The following is a 20,113-nucleotide window of genomic DNA, read 5'->3' as shown; positions in this document are numbered from 1 at the left end:
TCATCCCTGGGGGGACGTCTTTTATTTTGCCGTCTGGCACTATAAACCCGAATTGTGCAATGAGCATGTCCTAGAGCACTTAGACCTGTGTCAGCGCTTCGCTCCCCAGGTAGTCCAGCAAGTACTCGTAGAGCCGATCCACTTCCGGCACCTGCCGCCGCGCCCGCAGGCAGCCGTGCACCAGGCCTTTGCCGGGATACAGCACGGTGGATACGCCCGCCGCTTGCAGGCGTTCAGCGTAAAGCATGCCGTCGTCGCGCAACGGGTCGAACTGGGCCACGGCGATGAAGGCCTTGGGCAAACCGCTGAAGTCTGCGGCCAGCAGCGGCATGGCGTAGGGCGACGGTTTGCCGCTGCCCTGCAGGTACAGCGCCAGGTAGCAGTCGGTGTCGGCGCTGCTGAGCAGGGGCGCGTCCATGCAGTCACCCCGCGATGGCAAGTCAGAGGGGCCGCCCAACCCCGGATAGATCAAGACCTGGGCTCGCGGCAACGGTTGCCCGTCGTCACGCAATCCCGTACACAATGCTGCCGCCAGGTTGCCGCCTGCACTGTCGCCCATGACCACCAGGCGCCGCAGGTCGATGGCATACGGCGCCTGCCCCGCCTGGATTGCCTGCCACACTGCACGACAATCCTCGTAGGCGGCCGGGAACGGGTGTTCAGGCGCCAGCCGATAATCGATGGCGATCACCAAGACTTGCAAGGCCGTGGCCAGTTCGAAGCAGATGAAATCGTGGGAATCCAGGTCGCCGACCACCCAGCCGCCGCCGTGCATATAAAGGAGGCATGGCCAGCCGTCAGGAGGCATCGGCGCGGCCGGCAGATAACTGCGCACACCTACACCGGCCAAGGCGAAGTCCTCGACCTGCAAGCTTTCTGGTTTCGGCGGGGTGAATGCCCGGCACATGCGGTCATAGTTTTGGCGCAATCCCGCCAGCGACGAGTCGTCGGTGGTGAGGGACTCCGTCTTCTCCACGAACGCTGCCAGCTCAGGCGAAATAGGGTATCGACTCATTTCAGGCTCGCCTGCACCGCCGCCGCCCCATCGCTGCCATCAAACGCCTTGACCCCAGCCAGCCAGCGCTGCAAATCCTCGGGATGGTCACGCAACCATTGCTTGGCCACATCCTGCGGCGACTTTCGCTCCATGATCGGCACCATCAACTGACTTTCCTGGGCGGCGGTAAAGGTGAGGTTTTCCAACAGGCGATTGGCGTTGGGGCAGCGCTCGGCAAAATCCGGGGCGGTGACGGTAGAGACGGTGGCCCGGCCCTCGTCGGGGCCGAACACGTCTTCACTGCCGGTGAGATAGGCCATCTTCATATTGATGTTCATTGGGTGCGGGGTCCAACCGACGAACACCACGAACTCCTTGCGATTCACCGCACGCTGCACCGCCGCCAGCATCCCCGCTTCCCCGGAGGCCACAAGCTTGAAGCCACCGAGGCCGAAGCGGTTGGTGTCGATCATTTTCTGGATATCGGTGTTGGCGCCGCTGCCCGGCTCGATCCCATAGATCTTGCCGCCCAGCTTGTCCTTGAAGCGGGCGATGTCGGCGAAAGTCTTCAAGCCCGCGTCGGCCACGTATTGCGGCACGGCCAAGGTGGCCTGGGCGTCGGCGAGGCTGGGCGTATCGAACACCTTGACCTGCTTGGCCGCCAGGAACGGCGCGATGTTGTTGTCCATCGCCGGTTTCCAGTAACCGAGGAAGATATCCAGGCGCTTGTCGCGGATGCCGGCAAAGATGATCTGCTGCACGGCGCTGGTCTGTTTGCTGTCGTAGCCGAGGCCATTGAGCAACACGTCGGCCATGCCGGAAGTGGCGACCACGTCGGTCCAACTGACCACGCCCATGCGGATGTTCTTGCAGGAGGCCGGTTCAGCGGCCATGACGTTGGCGCTGAGCAACGCGGCGCCGGTGAGGGTCAACAACAGTTTTTTCATGGAAGAGGTCTCACTCGGCAGCTTTATTGTAGGAGTGGCGTCTGACGCGCCGTATCCACAACCTTACCCAGCGAGACCTCGATAAAAGCGACCTGTGGCGACCGGGTTTTGCACCCAGGCGACAGACGGTCAGCCGTAGCGCTTCTGCCCCCACGCCAACAAACCTTGCAACAATTGCTTGAGCACCACCTGCGTCGGCTCGGCCAGATCCGCTCGGTACCGGAACGGCTCGAACTCTTCCATATAGGCGCTCTGGCACAGCTCCAGCTGCACCGCGTGGATATCCTGGGCCGGGTCACCGTAATGCCGGGTGATATGGCCGCCCTTGAAACGCCCGTTCAGTACATGACTGTACTGTGGATGCGCCGCGCAAATGGCCTCCAGTTGACTGGCCAGCTCCGGATCACAGGCGGCGCCATTGAAAGTGCCGAGGTTGAAGTCCGGCAGCTTGCCTTCAAACAGGTGCGGGATGACCGAGCGGATCGAGTGCGCATCGAACAGCAAGGCGTAGCCGAATTCGGCCTTGAGCCGCGCCAGCTCTTCTTGCAGCGTACGGTGATACGGGCCCCAGACCTTTTGCAGGTAGCTGGCGCGCTCGGTCTCGCTGGGTTCCAGGCCTTCCTGGAACAACGGCACGCCGTCGAACAACGTGGCCGGGTACAGACCGGTGGTGGCGCCCGCGTACAGCGGCTTGTCGTCGGAAGGACGGTTAAGGTCGATGACGAAACGCGAGTACTCGGCCGCCAAGGTGCTGGCCCCCAGCTCTTCGGCAAAGTCATACAACGTGGGGATGTGCCAATCAGTGTCCGGCAGGCTTTGCGCCTCAGGAATCAACCCTGCCTCGACCGCAGGCGTCAGGCGCAGACCGGCGTGGGGCATGCTGATCAGCAGCGGCACACGGCCTTGTTTGAAGTTCAGAACCTTATCCACCAGCAGTACTCCTCAAACAGTGACATCGACGCCATGGCGTACGACGCGTTTATCCAACTCGCCGCCCAGCCAATAGGCCAGATCGGCGGGACGATCGATCTGCCAGGCGACGAAGTCCGCCACCTTGCCCACTTCCAGGGAACCGTGGGTGTCGCCCATGCCCAACGCAGTGGCGGCATGTTGGGTGGCGCCGGCCAGGGCTTCTTCCGGGGTCATGCGGAACAGCGTGCAAGCCATGTTCAGCATCAGGCGCACCGACAGCGCCGGCGAGGTGCCGGGGTTGAGATCGCTGGCGATGGCGATCTTCACGCCGTGCTTGCGCAGGGCGTCCATCGGCGGCAACTGGGTTTCGCGCAGGAAGTAGAACGCGCCCGGCAGCAACACCGCGACGGTGCCGGCAGCGGCCATGGCGATGGCGTCTTCTTCGGTCATGAACTCCAGGTGGTCCGCCGACAGCGCTTGGTAACGCGCCGCCAGGCTGGAGCCGTGCAGCGACGAAAGTTGCTCGGCATGCAGCTTCACCGGCAGGCCGAGTTGCTGGGCAACTTTGAACACGCGCTCCACCTGTTCGGTGGAAAACGCCAGGTACTCGCAAAAGGCATCCACCGCGTCCACCAGCCCTTCCGCCGCCAAGGCCGGCAGCATTTCGGCGCAGATGTGCTCGATGTAGTCGTCGGCGCGGTCCTTGTATTCCGGCGGCAACGCGTGGGCCGCCAGGCACGTGGCGCGCACGCTGACCGGCAGCGCTTCGCCGAGGCGACGGGCGACGCGCAGCATCTTGCGTTCGTTGGCCAAGTCCAGGCCGTAGCCGGACTTGATCTCCACGGTGGTCACGCCGTCACGTAGCAGACTGCGCAGGCGTTTTTCTGCACTGGCAAACAGCTCATCTTCGGTTGCGGCGCGCGTGGCGCGCACGGTACTGGCAATTCCGCCGCCCTTGGCCGCGATCTCGGCGTAGCTCACGCCTTCGAGGCGCTGCTCGAATTCGCCGCTGCGGTTGCCGCCGAACACCGTGTGGGTGTGGCAGTCGATCAGCCCGGGGGTGACCCACGCGCCTTGCAGGTCATGCACCTGGGCGTAATCCGCCGTGGGTGCCTGGCTGCGGGGGCCGATCCACTCGATGAGCGAACCGACAGTCACCATGGCGGCATCCTCGATGATCGAGTATTTGCCCTGTGCCATGGTTGCGACGTGGCAGTGTTGCCAAAGCGTTTTCATCAACGCCTCCCTAGATTAACGATGAGACAAAGCCGGGTCGTAATGAACCTTGGCCGCTTGCCCGGCTGCGGGCTTGACCCACAGCAGGTAAGCCAGCACCAGCAGCACGATCCACACAGCACCGACCAGCAAAGCGGCCTGGGTGTCCGGGAAGTAACCCAGCACGCCAAACACGAACAGCATGAACACAATGGCGGCCGCCGGCGCGTAGGGCCAGAACGGCACGGGGAATTTCAGTTCGGCCACCTGTTCTTTAGTCATCGAACGGCGCATGGCGACCTGGGTGAACAGGATCATCAGCCATACCCACACGGTGGCGAAGGTGGCAATCGAGGCGATCAGCAGGAACACGTTTTCCGGGATCAGGTAGTTGAGCACCACACCGCCGAGCAGCGCCGCGCCCATCACCACCACGGTCATCCACGGCACGCCGTGTTTCGACAATTGCGCAAAGCCTTTCGGCGCCTGCCCCTGCTGGGCCAGGCCGTACATCATGCGGCCGGCGCCGAAGATGTCGCTGTTGATCGCCGAAACGGCCGCCGAGATCACCACGATATTGAGAATGGTCGCCGCCGAGCCGATGCCCAAGTTGCTGAAGATCTGCACAAACGGGCTGCCCTGGCTGCCGATTTGTGGCCACGGATAGATGGCCATCAGCACAAACAAAGTCAGTACGTAGAACAGCAGGATACGCAGCGGCACCGCGTTGATCGCCTTGGGGATCACGCGTTGGGGGTCCTTGGCTTCACCGGCGGTGATGCCGATGATTTCGATGCCGCCAAAGGCAAACATCACCACGGCGAACGAGGCGATCAGGCCGCCGATGCCATTAGGCATGAAGCCGCCGTGGGCCCACAGGTTGCTGAGCCCACTGGCCTGGGTTTCACCTGCCGAATGGATGCCAAACAGCATGATGCCAAACCCGCCGAGGATCATCGCCACGATGGCGCCGACCTTGAGCAGCGACAGCCAGAACTCCATTTCGCCAAACACTTTGACGTTGCACAGGTTCAGGCCGCCGATCAAAAACACAATGCCGAGCACCCAGACCCAACGCGCGACTTCGGGAAACCAGAAGCCCATGTAGATGCCGAAGGCGGTCACGTCGGCCAGGCAGACGATGATCATCTCAAACGCGTAGGTCCACCCGAGGACAAACCCGGCCATAGGGCCAAGGTAAGTGCTGGCGTACTGGCCGAAAGAGCCGGAAACCGGATTGTGCACGGCCATTTCGCCGAGGGCGCGCATGACCATGAACACGGCGGCGCCGCCGATCAGGTAGGCCAGCAGCACGGCGGGGCCGGCCATCTGGATGGCGGAGGCAGAGCCATAGAACAGCCCGGTGCCGATCGCGGAACCGAGTGCCATGAAGCGAATATGTCGGGCGCTGAGCCCGCGTTTCAAACCCTTTTCTTGCTGGTGCATTTCTCTTCCCTAATTATTCTTATCCTGAGAAAAACGGGATGCCTCTGTAGGAGCGAGCTTGCTCGCGAAGAACCTGAGAACGCCAAGGGGTGCCAGGCTACCCGCGTCATCGTTGGCGATTTTCGCGAGCAAGCTCGCTCCTACAGTGGAAGCGGTGTTGCGGTTACAGGCTTGGCAGCAGCTCGGCCGGCACCAGCTCATTCAAGCAGCGGCTGGCCAACAACTCGCTGGCGGCGTTGATGTCCGGCGCAAAGAAACGGTCCTTCTCATAGAACGCCACTTTGTCGCGCAGAATCCCGCGCGCTTTTTCCAGCGCAGGCGAGGTTTTCAGGCCTTCGCGCAGGTCCAGGCCCTGGCACGCGGCCAGCCATTCCACGGCGAGAACGCCACGGGTGTTCTCGGCCATTTCCCACAGGCGCTTGCCCGCAGCCGGGGCCATCGAAACGTGGTCTTCCTGGTTGGCCGAAGTCGGCAAGCTGTCGACGCTATGGGGATGGGCCAACGCCTTGTTTTCGCTGGCGAGCGCGGCGGCGGTCACTTGGGCGATCATGAAGCCGGAGTTCACACCGCCATTGCCCACCAGGAACGGCGGCAGTTGCGACATGTGCTTGTCCATCATCAGCGAGATACGGCGCTCGCTGAGCGAACCGATTTCAGCGATGGCCAGCGCCATATTGTCGGCAGCCATGGCCACCGGCTCGGCGTGGAAGTTACCGCCGGAAATCACGTCACCTTCGGCGGCAAAGACCAGCGGGTTATCCGACACGGCGTTGGCTTCTACCACCAGCACCTCGGCGGCCTGGCGGAACTGGGTCAGGCACGCGCCCATGACTTGTGGCTGGCAACGCAGCGAGTACGGGTCCTGCACCTTGTCGCAGTTCTGGTGCGACTGCGACACCTGGCTGCTTTCACCCAGCAGGTGACGATAGGCCGCCGCCGAATCGATCTGCCCACGCTGGCCGCGTGCGGCATGAATGCGTGCGTCGAACGGTGAGCGCGAACCCAGCACCGCTTCCACGGTGAGTGCGCCACACGCCAGGGCACCGGCGAACAGGTCTTCACCTTCGAACAGGCCACGCAGGGCGTACGCGGTGGACACCTGGGTGCCGTTGAGCAGCGCCAGGCCTTCTTTGGCGGCGAGGGTCAGCGGCGTCAGGCCGGCGACTTTCAGCGCCTCGGTGGCTTCCAGCCACTCACCTTTGTAACGCGCCTTGCCTTCGCCCAGCAGCACCAGGGACATGTGCGCCAAGGGCGCCAAGTCACCGGAAGCACCGACCGACCCTTTCAACGGAATATGCGGGTACACCTCGGCGTTGATCAGCGCGATCAGCGCGTCGATCACCTGGCGGCGGATCCCGGAGAACCCACGGCTGAGGCTGTTGACCTTGAGCACCATGACCAGCCGCACCAGCGCATCGCTGATTGGCTCACCGACGCCGGCGGCGTGGGACAGCACCAGGGAACGCTGGAGGTTTTCCAGGTCTTCGCTGGCGATGCGGGTCGAGGCCAGCAGGCCGAAACCGGTATTGATGCCGTAGGCAGTGCGGTTCTCGGCGAGAATCTGCTCCACGCAGGCAACACTGGCTTCGATCTGCGCCGTGGCGCTGTCATCCAGACTGAGGGTTACCGGCTGCTGGTAGATGGCTCGCAGTTGGGCAAGGCTCAGTTGGCCTGGAATCAGGTTTAGCGCAGTCACATTCATACTCCTTTTGAATTGTTCTTTTGAATAAGTCTTCAGTGCAAATTCGGTAAGTCGGTGTTTTTGAGCAGTTGGGCAGCGGCCGCAATGTCCGGCGCCAGCCAGCGGTCTTGCTCGTAGGCCGGCACCACTTCACGCAACAGGCGCCAGGCGCGGTCGGTGCCAGCGCCGAAGCGCTGGTCCTTCAAGAATTCGAACGCCTGGGCCGCCAGCAAGTACTCGATGGCGAGGATCTGCGTCACGTTGGCCAACACCTGGTGCAGCTTGAGCGCCGCATTGGTGCCCATGCTCAGGTGGTCTTCCTGCAGGCCCGAGGTGACGAAGTTGTCGAGCACCGCCGGTTGCGCCAACTGGCGGTTTTGCCCACACAGCGAAGCGGCGACGTACTGCACGATCATCATCCCGGAGTTGACCCCAGGGTTGCTCACCAGGAACGCCGGCAAGCCACTGACATGCGGGTTGATCAAGCGGTCCAGACGACGTTCGGCCACCGAGCCGATTTCGGCCATGGCAATCGCGAGCATGTCCGCCGCCAATGCCACGGATTGTCCGTGGGGGTTGGCCTGGGACACTACGCGGTAATTGTCTGGCGTACCGAGTACCAGCGGGTTGTCGGTGGCGCCGTTGAGCTCGGTCTCGATCTGGCGCGTGGCGTGTTCCACCTGGTCGCGGGCCGCGCCGTGGATCTGCGGGATCGAACGGATACTCAGTGCGTCCTGGGTGCGGATGCCTTTGCTGCTGGCGATCACTTCGCTGCCATCGAGCAAGGCACGCAGGTTGATGCCGACTTGCTGCATGCCTGGATGAGGTTTGAGGGCGATGATTTCCTCGTCAAACGCGTCGATCTGCCCGCGCTGTGCCTCGAAGCTCATGGCGCCGATCACGTCGGCCCATTGCAGCAAGTGATGGGCGTCGGCCAGGGCGAGGCAGCTCAGGCCGGTCATGCACGGCGTGCCGTTGACCAGGCACAGGCCGTCCTTGGCGCCGAGCACGACCGGGTGCAAACCTTCAGCGCTTAAGGCCTCTTGAGCCGGAACGATGCGGCCTCGGTAACTCACATTACCCACGCCCAACAAGGCCACGCCCACATGGGCCATGTGGGTCAGGTAACCCACCGAGCCCTGGGACGGCACTTGCGGCGTGATGCCGTGATTGAGCAGCGCCAGCAACGAATGCACCACCTGCGGATGCAGGCCGGATTTGCCGTGGCTGTAGTTGATGATCGCCGCGCAGATGATCGCGCGGGTCTGCTCGTCGCTCAGCGCCGGGCCGACGCCGCAGGCATGGCTCAGCAAGGTGTTGCGCGACAGTTGACTGAGTTGTTCGCCCTTGAGCGACACATTGCACAGCGCGCCCAGGCCGGTGTTCACGCCATAGGCGCGCTCACCGCTGGTGACGATGCGTTGCACGATGGCCTGGGCATTGTCGATGCGCCCCCAGGCCTGGCCCGAGAGTTCAAGCACCGCGCCGTGGCGGGCCACGGCGACGACGTCCTGCCAGCGCAGCGGGGCGTCGGCAATGATGATTTTTTCAGCCTGGAACATGGTTGACCTCTTCAATTCAAACCACCGCCGCCCGCCGCTGAACAAACCGATCCACATATTCATCCGCCGGCGAATGCAGGATCTCCCGCGGCGTGCCAACCTGGATCAGCTTGCCGTCCTTGAGGATCGCAATGCGGTTGCCGATGCGCACGGCCTCGTCGAGGTCGTGGGTGATGAACACGATGGTTTTGTGCAGGGTCTTTTGCAGCTCCAGCAACTGGTCCTGCATCTCGGCGCGGATCAGCGGGTCGAGGGCGCTGAAGGCTTCGTCCATCAGGATGATGTCGGTGTCGGCCGCCAAGGCACGGGCCAGGCCGACGCGCTGGCGCATGCCGCCGGAGAGCTGGTGCGGGTATTTGTTTTCGTAGCCCTTGAGGCCCACGGTTTCGATCCAGTGCAGGGCGCGTTCGGCGCAGACCTGCTTGGTTTCGCCACGCACTTTCAGGCCGTAGGCGACGTTGTCGAGTACGCTCTTGTGGGGCAACAGGCCGAAGCTCTGGAACACCATGCTGATCTTGTGCCGACGGAATTGGCGCAGGGCTTCCATGTCCAGTTGCAGGATGTCTTCGCCGTCCACCAGGATCGCGCCGCTGGTGGGGTCGATCAGGCGGTTGAAGTGACGCACCAGCGTGGATTTGCCCGAGCCGGACAGGCCCATGATCACGAAGATCTCGCCGGTGCCGATGCTCAGGGACAAGTCGTTCACGCCGACCACGCAGCCGGTCTCGGCCAGCACCTGATCCTTGGTCTTACCCTGGCCGATCAGCGACAGCGCGTCCTTGGAGCGGGCGCCGAAGATCTTGAAGACGTTTTTAACTTCGATTTTGCTGACAGTAGTCATTTGCTCGCCTCATGCCGTGGACGACCATAGGCCTGGGTAATGCGGTCGATGACCACTGCGAGAATCACGATCGCCAGCCCGGCTTCGAGGCCACGGCCGACGTTGAGGGTCTGGATGCCGACCAACACGTCTTCACCCAAGCCACGGGCACCGATCATCGAGGCGATCACCACCATCGACAGCGCCATCATGGTGGTCTGGTTGATACCGGCCATGATGCTCGGCAAGGCCAGCGGCAGTTGCACGCCGAACAGTTGCTGCCAGCGGTTGGCACCAAAGGCGTTGATGGCTTCCATGACTTCGCCGTCGACCTGGCGAATGCCCAAGTCAGTGAGGCGGATCAGCGGCGGCGCGGCGTAGATCACCGTGGCGAAAATCGCCGGGACCTTGCCCAGGCCGAACAACATCAGCACCGGAATCAGGTACACGAAACTCGGCATGGTCTGCATGATGTCGAGCAGCGGCATCAGCACCGAGCGCAGGCGATTGCTGCGTGCGGACAGGATGCCCAGCGGCACGCCGATCAGCACCGAGATCACCGTGGCGACCATCATCAAGGCCAGGGTCTGCATCAGCTTGTCCCACAGGCCAACCGCGCCCACCAGGAACAGCAAACCGACGATCACCGCCGTGGTTACCACCTTGCGGGTGGCGTGCCAGGCGACGCCGCCGACGATGGCCAGCATCAGCCACCAGGGTGCTGCGCGCAGCAGCCCTTCCAGGTTGACGATGGCCCATAGCAGGGTGTCGGAAATGTGCCGGAACACATCGCCGTAGTTGGTGACCAGTGAATCCACCCAACCGTTGACCCAGTCGGCAATGGAAAACGTAAAACTCTCAGGAAACATATCGTGCTCTCGATCCAGTGGGTTGTGGCTGGGCGTCCGGTTGCCGGTGAAGGCAACCGGAAACGCTCAACCTACAAGGCCGCGTCGATTTTCTTGGCTGCGTCGTCGCTCACCCATGCGTGCCAGACTTCAGGATGTTCCTTGAGGAAAATTTTCGCCAGTTTTGGCGACTCAATTCGCTCCTTGGCCATGCGACCCAGGTTCTGGTTCAGCAGGTCGATCGGCAGGTTGACCTTTTCCAGCACGGCCACCAGTTCCGGGGCTTGCTCGTGGAAGGTCTTGGACAGGCCGACCTTGATGGTCACGCTCTTATCCACACCGGTTTTTTCTTCCAGCTTGACCAGGTCGACCTGGCCCATCAGCGGGGTTGGCGACCAGTAGTAGAACAGGATCGGCTCGCCACGCTTGTAGCTCGACAGCACCGCCGCATCTAGCGCCGGGCCGGTGCCTGGGCGGAAGTTGGTGTAGGAATTTTCCAGGCCGTAGCTTTTCAGCATTTCGCTGTTGTCCAGTTCACAGGTCCAGCCAGCCGGGCAGTTGTAGAAGCGGCCCTTGGAGGGCTCTTCCTGATCCTTGAACACCGCGGCGTACTTGGCCAGGTCGGCGATGTTTTTCAGGTCGGGTGCCTTGGCTTCCAGCTTGCGTTTGGCGTCGCCTTCGATCACGTAGCGCGGCACGTACCAGCCTTCGATAGCGCCGACAACCGGGGCGCCGACGCCGACGACTTTGCCGGCCTTCTCGGCCTTGTTCCAGACTTCGCTGCGGCCTACCCACTCTTCGGCGAAGACTTGGATGTCGTTGCTGCTCAGGGCGTTTTCCATGGTGATGGAGTTGCCCGGCAGGCTGTCGGTTTTGCAGTCGTAGCCTTTTTCCAGCACGGTTTGCAGGATGTCGGTGAGCAACATGCCGCTTTCCCAGTTCAGGCCTGCGAATTTCACCGGCTTGCCGGATTCGCACCAGCCGGCCGCCTGGGCGCCGACGCTCGCCAGCAAGCCCGTAGAGAACAGTGTGGCCATCAGGGTCTTATGCATTTTCATTGTTGTGACGCTCCCAATCTTGAAATGGATTACGGCAGTCAGTAGGCATCCTGCCCTGTCCACGTCCCATCAGGCTTGTGCAGCCAGCCCGTTTGTTGTTGGTATAGCGCCCTGCTCTGTTGGCAGGATCAGGTGATCGGGCACCGTGCCGTGCCATTTTTTCGCACACAGGTAGTACAGCGCTGCCGGCAGGACCAGACCGATGATCCAGGAAATGTCCACATCACCCAGCGCGGCCACCAACGGGCCGGTGTAGAACTTGGTGGAGATGAACGGCAACTGCACCAGCACGCCGAACACGTACACGCTGATCCCCAGCAGGTTCCAGCGACCATAGCGACCGTTCGGGTCGGCCAGCGCCGGTACGTCATAACGCTCGCGGGTGATGCAGTAGTAGTCCACCAGGTTGATCGCGCTCCAGGGCGTGAAGAACGCCAGCAGGAACAGGATGAAAGACTTGAACGCGCCGAGGAACGAATGCTGGCCGAGCAAGGCGATCAAGGTCGCGGTGCCGACAATCGCCAGCACGAACACCAGGCGTTGCAAGCGCGTGACCTCCAGGCGTCCACGGAAGCCGCTGATGATGGTCGCGATGCACATGAAGCTGCCGTAGGAGTTCAGCGTAGAGATGGTGACCTTGCCGAACGCAATGCTGAAGTACAGCAGCGCAGCGGTAGCCCCCGTACCACTCAAACCAACGATGTAGGCCACTTCGTGACCGGCGAATTGCCCGTTGGACATGGCCGCGGCAAACACGCCGAGGATCATGGCCACCTGCGCGCCAATCACCGAACCGGCACCGGCGGCGAGAAAGGTTTTCACCGAAGAGGTGTTGCTCGGCAAATAGCGCGAGTAGTCCGCCACGTAAGGGCCGAAAGCGATCTGCCAGGAGGCCGCGAGCGACACCGCCAGCAGGAAGCTGCTCCAGCTGAAGTGGCGGATCTGCAGGAGTGCGCCAACGTCGGTCTGGCTCATCAGACGGCTGAACAGGTAGACAAAGGCAATCACGCCAATGACGCTGGCAACGCGACCGATGAAGTGGATCACTCGATAACCGAGCACCGTGACCAGCACGATGACACTGGCGAAGATCAGAATGCCGGTGCTGTCGCTGACCCCGAACAACTGGCCCAGCGCCTGACCGGACAACACCGTGCCGGTGGCGGTGAAGCCGAGGTACATCAGGCACACCAGCACGATCGGAATCGCCGCGCCGTACACGCCAAACTGAACCCGGCTGGAGATCATCTGCGGTAGGCCCAGCTTGGGCCCTTGCGCCGCATGCAACGCCATCACGCCACCGCCGATCAGTTGACCGACCAACAGGCCGATCAACGACCAGAACACATCACCGCCCAGCACCACGGCCAAGGCCCCGGTGACAATCGCGGTGATCTGCAGGTTGGCACCCATCCACAGGGTGAACTGGCTAAATAGACGACCGTGTCTTTCCGCTTCCGGGATGTAGTCGATCGAACGTTTCTCGATCAACGGGGTGGTGCTTGCACGTGCGTCAGCCATTTACTTTCAACCTCTGATGGATTGTTCACTTCTTTCTGTAGGAGCGAGCTTGCTCGCGAAGATATTCCAGGCGCATCGCTGCGTTGAATGTACGTTCTTCGCGAGCAAGCTCGCTCCTACAGTGGGTGCGTCAGCCTTTGATCATGGGCAGGTTCAAGCCCTGCTCCTTGGCGCAATCAATCGCGATCTGGTAGCCGGCGTCTGCGTGACGCATCACACCGGTGGCCGGATCGTTGTGCAGTACGCGGGCAATGCGCTCAGCCGCTTCGTCGGTGCCGTCGCAGACAATCACCATGCCGGAGTGCTGGGAGAAGCCCATGCCTACACCGCCGCCGTGGTGCAACGAAACCCAAGTGGCGCCGCTGGCGGTGTTGAGCAAGGCGTTGAGCAGTGGCCAGTCGGACACGGCGTCGGAACCGTCCTGCATGGCTTCGGTTTCGCGGTTCGGGCTGGATACCGAACCGGAGTCCAGATGGTCACGGCCGATCACCACCGGTGCCGACAGCTCGCCGCTGCGCACCATTTCGTTGAATGCCAGGCCCAGCTTGGCGCGCTGGCCCAGGCCCACCCAGCAGATACGCGCCGGCAGGCCCTGGAAGCTGATGCGCTCGCGCGCCATGTCCAGCCAGTTGTGCAGGTGAGCGTCATCGGGGATCAGTTCTTTGACCTTGGCGTCGGTCTTGTAGATGTCTTGCGGGTCGCCGGACAACGCCGCCCAACGGAACGGGCCGATGCCACGGCAGAACAGTGGGCGGATGTAGGCCGGTACGAAACCCGGGAAGTCGAAGGCGTTTTCCACGCCTTCTTCCTGGGCCATCTGGCGGATGTTGTTGCCGTAGTCGAAGGTCGGGATGCCTTGTTTCTGGAATTCCAGCATGGCTTTGACGTGCACGGCCATCGACTGCTTGGCGGCCTTGATCACGGCCGCCGGCTCGGTCTTGGCGCGGGCGCGGTATTCGTCCCAGGTCCAGCCGGCGGGCAGGTAGCCGTTGAGTGGGTCGTGGGCGCTGGTCTGGTCGGTGACCATGTCCGGGCGCACGCCGCGCTTGACCAGTTCCGGCAGGATTTCCGCCGCGTTACCCAGCAGGGCGATGGAGATGGCCTTGCCTTCCTTGGTGTACTTGGCGATGCGCGCCAGGGCGTCGTCGAGGTCGGTGGCTTGTTCGTCGACATAACGGCTGTTCAGGCGGAAGTCGATGCTGACCTGCTGGCATTCAATGTTCAGCGAGCACGCGCCGGCCAGGGTCGCGGCCAAAGGTTGCGCGCCGCCCATGCCGCCGAGGCCGGCAGTGAGGACCCAACGGCCAGTCAGGTCGCTGTTGTAATGCTGGCGACCCGCTTCGACGAAGGTTTCGTAGGTGCCTTGGACGATGCCCTGGCTGCCGATGTAGATCCAGCTGCCGGCGGTCATTTGGCCGTACATGGCCAGGCCCTTGGCATCCAGTTCGTTGAAGTGTTCCCAACTGGCCCAGTGCGGCACCAGGTTGGAGTTGGCGATCAGCACACGTGGGGCGTTGCTGTGGGTCTTGAACACGCCGACCGGCTTGCCGGATTGCACCAGCAGGGTTTCGTCGTCATTCAGGTTGGTGAGGCTCTCGACGATCTGGTCGTAGCACTCCCAGTTACGCGCCGCACGGCCGATACCGCCGTACACCACCAATTCTTTCGGGTTCTCGGCCACTTGCGGGTCGAGGTTGTTCATCAGCATGCGCAGCGGCGCTTCAGTCAGCCAGCTTTTGGCGGTGAGCTTGTTACCGTGGGCAGCACGGATTTCGACGTCACGGTATTTTGTAGGCCTGGCTTTAGAAAAATCGGTCACGACTGGACTCCTCGGCATGATGCGCGAACATGGATGGTGCGAAGGAGAGTCTTACGCACACATCTTTACTTGTACATACAAGCATATGCAATCGAGCGGCCAACTTGCTGGGGGTGCTGTTGAGATTTTTTTGGAAAGCGCGCGCAAGCCTTGGAAATTAAGGCTTCGAGACTTGATGAAATTTCTTACGGGAGAGTTTTACAACGCGGGAGGTTTGTCACGACAGCGTGGTTTTGCGCCACGCTGGGGCATTCGGTAACAAAGTGGTGCACAGGCGGGAAACAGTTTCAGCGTGGGGTCAGTTCGATAATGCAACTGCGGCCACCCACGGAGATATCCAGCAAACCCGTGTTACCGTCCACTTGCAGGCAGTCGTGATGACCAAGTTTCTGGCCCAGCACCTTCACTTCATCCGCGACACTGAACACCAGCACTGTCTGCGCCGTGCTGAAGAAACGCTGCTCGCCATCGATCCATTGCAGCCGTGCGTGATAACGCTGGGGCGAATAGATCAGGTTGAAGTCGCGGATCGGCCCGGTGATCAAACGGCATGACACCTGGCTGTCACCCTTGAACGCAAAAGCTTGCAGCGGTAGCAACCCGCGCTGTTCCTCGCCGTCTACGGTCAACACCATGCCGGCGCCCTGGATCACGGTGATCACGCGCTGGTAGCCGGCAAAGGTGGAGAAACCGCCGGATTCAGCGATATCCGCAATCGACAAGCGCCAGCCAAAGCCATCCAGCCCTGCGCCGGCATCTCGAGTGATTTCTTCAGTGCTGCCGCCGCCGTTTTTCCACGGCATGCGCACGTAATCGGCGGCGCGCCAGACTGTTACGGAACTCATTTACTGAAACGTCCTTCGAGGCTGTGACGGGAACCGGGGTGGATCAAACGCGCGGCGGTCACCGGCTGGCGGCCCGACCAGGTGCGTCGGCGAATCAACAGGCACGGCTCGGTAGGCTCGATCTGCAGCAGCTTGCACTCGGCGGCGTCGGCAAGGATGGCTTCGACCACGTGCTCGCCTTCGGTCAGCGGCGCCACCTGGCTCAGGTAGGCGTAAGGCGTTTGCTGGGTGAAATCCTGCTGCAGGTATTCCGGCGCGACCAGGGCGTTGACGAAGCGGTCTTCGATTTGCACGGGAATATCGTTTTCGAAGTGCACGATCAATGAGTGGAACACACGCCCGCCTTCACGCATCTCCAAGGCAACGGCGCGCTCGGAACCGGCAGCCTCTTCGCCCAGGTGGATGACCTGGCAGGTATGCCGATGACCGCGTGAGGCGATCTCATCGGCAATGTTGTGCACTTCGAACAGGGCTGACTGGCTCTTGGGCTCGGCGACAAAGGTGCCGACACCTTGCATGCGTACCAGCAACCCTTCGGCGGTGAGCTCGCGCAGGGCGCGATTGATGGTCATGCGGCTGAAACCCAACTGACTGACCAGTTCGCTCTCCGACGGCACACGGTAATGGGGCGGCCAGTTGCCGTTGAGGATCTGCTGGCTGATCATCTGTTTGACGCGGGCATACAAGGGCGCCGGACTTTCGTCCATGTGGGCAGCCAGCGAAGACTTGGCAGGCGGAGTCGGCACAGGAAATCCTTGCAGGGGGAAAAGATGCATAGATTGCCGGAGTTTACCGAGCAGGCAAACGTCTGTATATGTATATACAAATAAACACACGACCGGGGTGCCTTGATCATGTCCGCTTTCTTTGCCGAACGCGCGCTGCTGCCTAATGGATGGGCCAATGATGTACGTCTTGAAGTCAGCGCCGAGGGCCGGCTGACAAAAGTTGAGGCCAATGCCAGTGCAGAGGGTGCCGAACGGCTGAGAGGCCCGGTATTGGCGGGTATGCCCAACCTGCACTCCCATGCATTCCAGCGCGCCATGGCCGGTTTGGCCGAAGTGGCGGGCAATCCGAATGACAGCTTCTGGACCTGGCGCGACCTGATGTACCGCATGGTCGGCAAGATCAGCCCGGACCAATTGCAGGTGATCGCGCGTCAGCTGTATATCGAGATGCTCAAGGCCGGCTACACGTCGGTGGCCGAATTTCACTATGTGCATCACGACGTCAGCGGCCAGCCGTATGCCGATCGCACGGAGCTGTCGCGGCAGATCAGCCAGGCGGCGGCCAGCAGCGGAATTGGCCTGACACTGCTGCCGGTGCTTTACACCCACTCGGGGTTTGGCGGCCAGGCGCCGAATGAAGGCCAGCGGCGGTTTATCAACAGCACTGAAAACTATCTGGACCTGCAGGCGCAGCTCAAACCCATCCTCGCCGCGCAAACGGCGCAGCAGTTGGGGCTGTGTTTCCACTCGTTGCGCGCGGTAACGCCGCAGCAAATCAATGACGTGCTGGCCGCCAGCGACAAGGCGTGCCCGGTGCATATCCACATCGCCGAACAGCAAAAGGAAGTCGATGACAGCCTGGCCTGGAGCGGCAAACGCCCGCTGCAATGGCTGTATGACAACGTTGAAGTGGATGAGCGCTGGTGCCTGGTGCATGCCACTCATGCGGACGCGGATGAAGTCGCACGCATGGCCAAGAGCCGCGCGATTGCCGGCTTGTGCCTGACCACCGAGGCCAACCTGGGTGATGGGATTTTCCCCGCGGTGGATTTTCTGGCCCAAGGCGGACGCATGGGCATCGGGTCCGACAGCCATGTGTCATTAAGCGTGGTGGAGGAGTTGCGTTGGCTGGAATATGGCCAGCGCCTGCGCGATCAGCGGCGTAATCGGTTGTATCGCAGTGATCAGCCGATGGTCGGCCGTACGCTGTTTGACGCCGCGCTGGACGGCGGTGCCCAAGCGTTGGGGCAACCGATTGGTCGGCTGGAAGTGGGCAAGCGTGCGGATTGGATTGTGCTGGATGGCAATGATCCCTACTTGGCGACGGCAACAGAGGATGGGATTCTGAATCGCTGGCTGTTTGCGGGTGGGGATCGGCAGGTGCGGGATGTGCTGGTGAATGGAAAGTGGGTGGTGCGCGATGGGCATCATGCCGGCGAAGAAGAAAGCAGCCGGGCGTTCACCAAAGTCCTGCGCGACCTGTTGGGCTGAAACAAAAAAACCTGTAGGAGCCGGCTTGCCGGCGATGGCGATCTCAAGGATGTCATCGCCGGCAAGCCGGCTCCTACAGGGGCGGTTGCAGCGTTACTGCGAAGTTTTTGCCATCTGCTTGTCCGACGTACGCCAGATCAATCGCGTGGTGTCATACCCCTGCTGCCGCGCCCTGCTCAACAAGTCTTCGCGGGTGTCCGCACTGACCGTCGGCGTGCGCGACAGGATCCACATATAGCGCCGGCTCGGGCTACCCACAATCGCGGTCTTGTAGTCATCACTGACGTACAGCACCCAGTAATCACCCTTGGCAACGCCAGGTAACAGCGCGGTGAACCAATTGTTGAATTCCACCCAGAGCTTGTCGGTCTTGCCCGGCACTTGCGGGGTGGCGGTGCCCTTGGCTTCTTCCCACTTCCACTCGGTCGTCAGGCAGCGGTTGAACACCGACATGTCGCCATCGGGCAACAGGGTGTAGCGGGCTTCGGACTGCGCGCAATTGCGCTGGAAGTACATCGGCAATCGAGCCAACTCATACCAGGTGCCCTGGTAACGCTTGAGGTTGACGTTGCTCGCTGTCTTGGGTTGCAGATCATCGCCAGAATGGCTGGCGCAGCCCGCCAAAAACAGGCTGGCACAAAGAAACAAAACAAAACGCATCATTCTTCTTCTCCCGCAGGCTCTCGCCCCGGTTTACTTCAGGCCTTGCCCGGAAAACATCAGAACCTTGTCACCGGCATATTGAACGCTGATAAAGCTGTTTTTATCGCCCCAGGTGCAGCTGGACATGCCCAGTGCGCCGGAACAATCGGTCGGCTTGCCCAGCAACGACTCCACCTCAGCCTTGGCCATGCCAGCCGACAATTTTTGATAATTTTCTTGGTTGACCTTGCTGCAAGCGGCCAAAAGCACGCAAAAAGCCAGCAAAGCGAGACGGCGTAACGACATGGAAAAACTCCTGGAGGGACGAAGCAGCGTGGGTATCTGCCAGAAGCTTAGAAGGGAAAAGAGGTGTCTGGTTCCCGATGAGAAAAAACAAAAAAGCCCCGAAAACGCTGAAACGTTTCGGGGCTTCTTTTAAGGTGATCCAGCTCACAACAACGCGGATAACCTATCGCTGCAATTTACTGCTTGTGATACGCCGTCACACGCTCAACTTCTTCCTTCGAACCCAGGAACACCGCCACGCGCTGGTGCAGGCCTTCAGGCTGGATGTCGAGGATGCGCTGGTGGCCGTCGGTGGACGCGCCGCCCGCCTGCTCAACCAGGAAGGACATCGGGTTGGCTTCGTACATCAGACGCAGTTTGCCTGGCTTGGATGGCTCGCGGCTGTCGCGTGGGTACATGAACAGGCCACCACGGGTCAGGATACGGTGCACGTCGGCAACCATCGCAGCGACCCAGCGCATGTTGAAGTTTTTCTTCAACGGGCCTTCTTCGCCGGCCATCAACTCGCCCACGTAGCGGGTCACAGGTTCTTCCCAGTGACGCTGGTTGGACATGTTGATCGCAAATTCCTGGGTGGACGCAGGAATGGTGATGTCTTCGTGGGTCAGTACGAAGCTGCCCATTTCGCGGTCCAGGGTGAAGCCTTTGACGCCGTCGCCCAGTGTCAGCACCAGCATGGTCTGTGGGCCGTAGATGGCGTAGCCGGCAGCAACCTGTTGGGTGCCTGGCTGCAGGAACGCTTTCTCGTTCAGCGGCTCGTTCTGGCTCAGGTATTCGTTCGGGCAGCGCAGTACCGAGAAGATGGTGCCGACCGGTGCGTTGATGTCGATGTTGGACGAGCCGTCCAGTGGGTCGAACACCAGCAGGTAGGCGCCTTTCGGGTATTTACCGGGGATTTGGTAGGCATTGTCCATTTCTTCGGACGCCATGCCGGCCAGGTGGCCGCCCCATTCGTTGGCTTCGAGCAGGATCTCGTTGGAAATCACGTCGAGTTTCTTCTGCACTTCGCCCTGCACGTTTTCGGTGCCCATGCTGCCCAGGACACCACCCAGTGCGCCTTTGGACACGGCGTGGCTGATTTCCTTGCAAGCACGCGCCACCACTTCGATAAGGAAGCGCAGATCGGCAGGCGTGTTGTTGCTGCGGGTCTGCTCAATCAAATAGCGACTCAAGGTAACGCGGGACATGTAAGGCTCCGGAAAATGGGGGGCTTGAAAACCCGCGCAGTTTAACGCGAGTCGGGGCGTATTTCCTCCTATCAGAGGATTTAAACCC

19 protein-coding genes are annotated in these 20,113 nt (G+C 61.5%); 1 reads left to right on the top strand and 18 read right to left on the bottom strand.

The features are described 5' to 3' along the window. Positions 1-79 precede the first annotated feature (79 nt). The 14 genes from CI807_RS08545 to hutC form a co-directional block, all read right to left on the bottom strand. On the bottom strand, positions 80-1,015 hold the full coding sequence (locus CI807_RS08545) for an alpha/beta hydrolase (protein ID WP_095014364.1): 936 nt from the start codon (positions 1,013-1,015) through the stop codon (positions 80-82). Beyond that, on the bottom strand, positions 1,012-1,944 hold the full coding sequence (locus tag CI807_RS08540; protein ID WP_038844762.1) for a choline ABC transporter substrate-binding protein: 933 nt from the start codon (positions 1,942-1,944) through the stop codon (positions 1,012-1,014). Before CI807_RS08540 ends, CI807_RS08545 begins: the two co-directional genes overlap by 4 nt. Positions 1,945-2,073: 129 nt before the next feature. After that, positions 2,074-2,874, bottom strand: a complete 801-nt coding sequence (hutG, locus tag CI807_RS08535) for an N-formylglutamate deformylase (protein WP_095014363.1) — start codon at positions 2,872-2,874, stop codon at positions 2,074-2,076. A 12-nt stretch (positions 2,875-2,886) separates the two neighbouring features. Then, complete coding sequence (hutI, locus tag CI807_RS08530; protein WP_095014362.1) at positions 2,887-4,092, bottom strand: imidazolonepropionase; 1,206 nt, start codon at positions 4,090-4,092, stop codon at positions 2,887-2,889. Between the two features lie 15 nt (positions 4,093-4,107). Next, the gene (locus tag CI807_RS08525; protein ID WP_095014361.1) at positions 4,108-5,517 is read right to left on the bottom strand and encodes an amino acid permease; all 1,410 of its coding nucleotides are present in this window, start codon (positions 5,515-5,517) and stop codon (positions 4,108-4,110) included. Positions 5,518-5,680: 163 nt separating this feature from the next. Continuing rightward, positions 5,681-7,219 carry a histidine ammonia-lyase gene (gene hutH, locus CI807_RS08515; RefSeq protein ID WP_095014359.1) on the bottom strand — a complete coding sequence of 513 codons (1,539 nt, stop codon included), beginning with the start codon at positions 7,217-7,219 and terminating at the stop codon, positions 5,681-5,683. 32 nt (positions 7,220-7,251) lie between these two features. Then, positions 7,252-8,760 carry a histidine ammonia-lyase gene (gene hutH, locus CI807_RS08510; RefSeq protein ID WP_095014358.1) on the bottom strand — a complete coding sequence of 503 codons (1,509 nt, stop codon included), beginning with the start codon at positions 8,758-8,760 and terminating at the stop codon, positions 7,252-7,254. 16 nt (positions 8,761-8,776) lie between these two features. Then, positions 8,777-9,601, bottom strand: a complete 825-nt coding sequence (locus CI807_RS08505; RefSeq protein ID WP_050572407.1) for a glycine betaine/L-proline ABC transporter ATP-binding protein — start codon at positions 9,599-9,601, stop codon at positions 8,777-8,779. Further along, positions 9,598-10,449, bottom strand: a complete 852-nt coding sequence (locus CI807_RS08500; protein WP_010213842.1) for a proline/glycine betaine ABC transporter permease — start codon at positions 10,447-10,449, stop codon at positions 9,598-9,600. Before CI807_RS08500 ends, CI807_RS08505 begins: the two co-directional genes overlap by 4 nt. Before the next feature lie 71 nt (positions 10,450-10,520). Then, positions 10,521-11,486 (bottom strand): ABC transporter substrate-binding protein, encoded by a 966-nt coding sequence (locus tag CI807_RS08495; protein WP_095014357.1) that lies wholly within the window; start codon positions 11,484-11,486, stop codon positions 10,521-10,523. 69 nt (positions 11,487-11,555) lie between these two features. After that, a complete protein-coding gene (locus CI807_RS08490; RefSeq protein WP_095014356.1) occupies positions 11,556-13,007 on the bottom strand; it encodes a cytosine permease in 1,452 nt (483 codons plus the stop codon). 130 nt (positions 13,008-13,137) lie between these two features. Beyond that, positions 13,138-14,826 (bottom strand): urocanate hydratase, encoded by a 1,689-nt coding sequence (hutU, locus tag CI807_RS08485; protein WP_256578736.1) that lies wholly within the window; start codon positions 14,824-14,826, stop codon positions 13,138-13,140. Between the two features lie 287 nt (positions 14,827-15,113). Next, positions 15,114-15,671 (bottom strand): HutD family protein, encoded by a 558-nt coding sequence (locus CI807_RS08480; RefSeq protein ID WP_095014354.1) that lies wholly within the window; start codon positions 15,669-15,671, stop codon positions 15,114-15,116. Further along, positions 15,668-16,378, bottom strand: coding sequence for a histidine utilization repressor (gene hutC / locus CI807_RS08475; protein WP_371857996.1), 711 nt, complete (start codon positions 16,376-16,378; stop codon positions 15,668-15,670). Before hutC ends, CI807_RS08480 begins: the two co-directional genes overlap by 4 nt. Before the next feature lie 147 nt (positions 16,379-16,525). On the opposite strand from hutC, the gene CI807_RS08470 reads away from it, so the two are divergent. Further along, the gene (locus tag CI807_RS08470) at positions 16,526-17,890 is read left to right on the top strand and encodes a formimidoylglutamate deiminase (RefSeq protein WP_095014352.1); all 1,365 of its coding nucleotides are present in this window, start codon (positions 16,526-16,528) and stop codon (positions 17,888-17,890) included. Between the two features lie 93 nt (positions 17,891-17,983). Here CI807_RS08470 and CI807_RS08465 read toward each other — a convergent pair whose 3' ends face one another. Genes CI807_RS08465 through CI807_RS08455 form a run of 4 tightly spaced genes read right to left on the bottom strand, consistent with a single transcriptional unit; the run spans position 17,984 to position 20,025 of the window. Then, the gene (locus tag CI807_RS08465; RefSeq protein ID WP_028615380.1) at positions 17,984-18,553 is read right to left on the bottom strand and encodes a lipocalin family protein; all 570 of its coding nucleotides are present in this window, start codon (positions 18,551-18,553) and stop codon (positions 17,984-17,986) included. Between the two features lie 30 nt (positions 18,554-18,583). Next, positions 18,584-18,838, bottom strand: coding sequence for a lipoprotein (locus CI807_RS08460; RefSeq protein ID WP_033897714.1), 255 nt, complete (start codon positions 18,836-18,838; stop codon positions 18,584-18,586). Continuing rightward, positions 18,729-18,986: a hypothetical protein gene (locus tag CI807_RS31410; protein WP_177409556.1), complete on the bottom strand. Its 258-nt coding sequence runs from the start codon at positions 18,984-18,986 to the stop codon at positions 18,729-18,731. The genes CI807_RS08460 and CI807_RS31410 overlap by 110 nt, the downstream gene beginning before the upstream one ends. Positions 18,987-19,014: 28 nt before the next feature. Further along, positions 19,015-20,025: a class 1 fructose-bisphosphatase gene (locus CI807_RS08455; protein ID WP_095014351.1), complete on the bottom strand. Its 1,011-nt coding sequence runs from the start codon at positions 20,023-20,025 to the stop codon at positions 19,015-19,017. Between the last annotated feature and the right edge of the window lie 88 nt (positions 20,026-20,113).

It is taken from the genome of Pseudomonas sp. NS1(2017), assembly GCF_002269425.1.
Lineage (GTDB): Bacteria > Pseudomonadota > Gammaproteobacteria > Pseudomonadales > Pseudomonadaceae > Aquipseudomonas > Aquipseudomonas reactans.
This window is presented reverse-complemented; position numbering and strand designations above follow the sequence as displayed.

Coding starts and splice junctions, on each gene's coding strand:
- hutH (WP_095014359.1), bottom strand. CDS start 7,219: ATGAATGTGACTGCGCTAAACCTGATTCCAGGCCAACTGAGCCTTGCC.
- hutH (WP_095014358.1), bottom strand. CDS start 8,760: ATGTTCCAGGCTGAAAAAATCATCATTGCCGACGCCCCGCTGCGCTGG.
- CI807_RS08495 (WP_095014357.1), bottom strand. CDS start 11,486: ATGAAAATGCATAAGACCCTGATGGCCACACTGTTCTCTACGGGCTTG.
- CI807_RS08505 (WP_050572407.1), bottom strand. CDS start 9,601: ATGACTACTGTCAGCAAAATCGAAGTTAAAAACGTCTTCAAGATCTTC.
- CI807_RS08460 (WP_033897714.1), bottom strand. CDS start 18,838: ATGTCGTTACGCCGTCTCGCTTTGCTGGCTTTTTGCGTGCTTTTGGCC.
- CI807_RS08455 (WP_095014351.1), bottom strand. CDS start 20,025: ATGTCCCGCGTTACCTTGAGTCGCTATTTGATTGAGCAGACCCGCAGC.
- CI807_RS08525 (WP_095014361.1), bottom strand. CDS start 5,517: ATGCACCAGCAAGAAAAGGGTTTGAAACGCGGGCTCAGCGCCCGACAT.
- CI807_RS08480 (WP_095014354.1), bottom strand. CDS start 15,671: ATGAGTTCCGTAACAGTCTGGCGCGCCGCCGATTACGTGCGCATGCCG.
- CI807_RS08500 (WP_010213842.1), bottom strand. CDS start 10,449: ATGTTTCCTGAGAGTTTTACGTTTTCCATTGCCGACTGGGTCAACGGT.
- CI807_RS08545 (WP_095014364.1), bottom strand. CDS start 1,015: ATGAGTCGATACCCTATTTCGCCTGAGCTGGCAGCGTTCGTGGAGAAG.
- CI807_RS08465 (WP_028615380.1), bottom strand. CDS start 18,553: ATGATGCGTTTTGTTTTGTTTCTTTGTGCCAGCCTGTTTTTGGCGGGC.
- hutC (WP_371857996.1), bottom strand. CDS start 16,378: ATGGACGAAAGTCCGGCGCCCTTGTATGCCCGCGTCAAACAGATGATC.
- CI807_RS08470 (WP_095014352.1), top strand. CDS start 16,526: ATGTCCGCTTTCTTTGCCGAACGCGCGCTGCTGCCTAATGGATGGGCC.
- CI807_RS08490 (WP_095014356.1), bottom strand. CDS start 13,007: ATGGCTGACGCACGTGCAAGCACCACCCCGTTGATCGAGAAACGTTCG.
- hutI (WP_095014362.1), bottom strand. CDS start 4,092: ATGAAAACGCTTTGGCAACACTGCCACGTCGCAACCATGGCACAGGGC.
- CI807_RS08540 (WP_038844762.1), bottom strand. CDS start 1,944: ATGAAAAAACTGTTGTTGACCCTCACCGGCGCCGCGTTGCTCAGCGCC.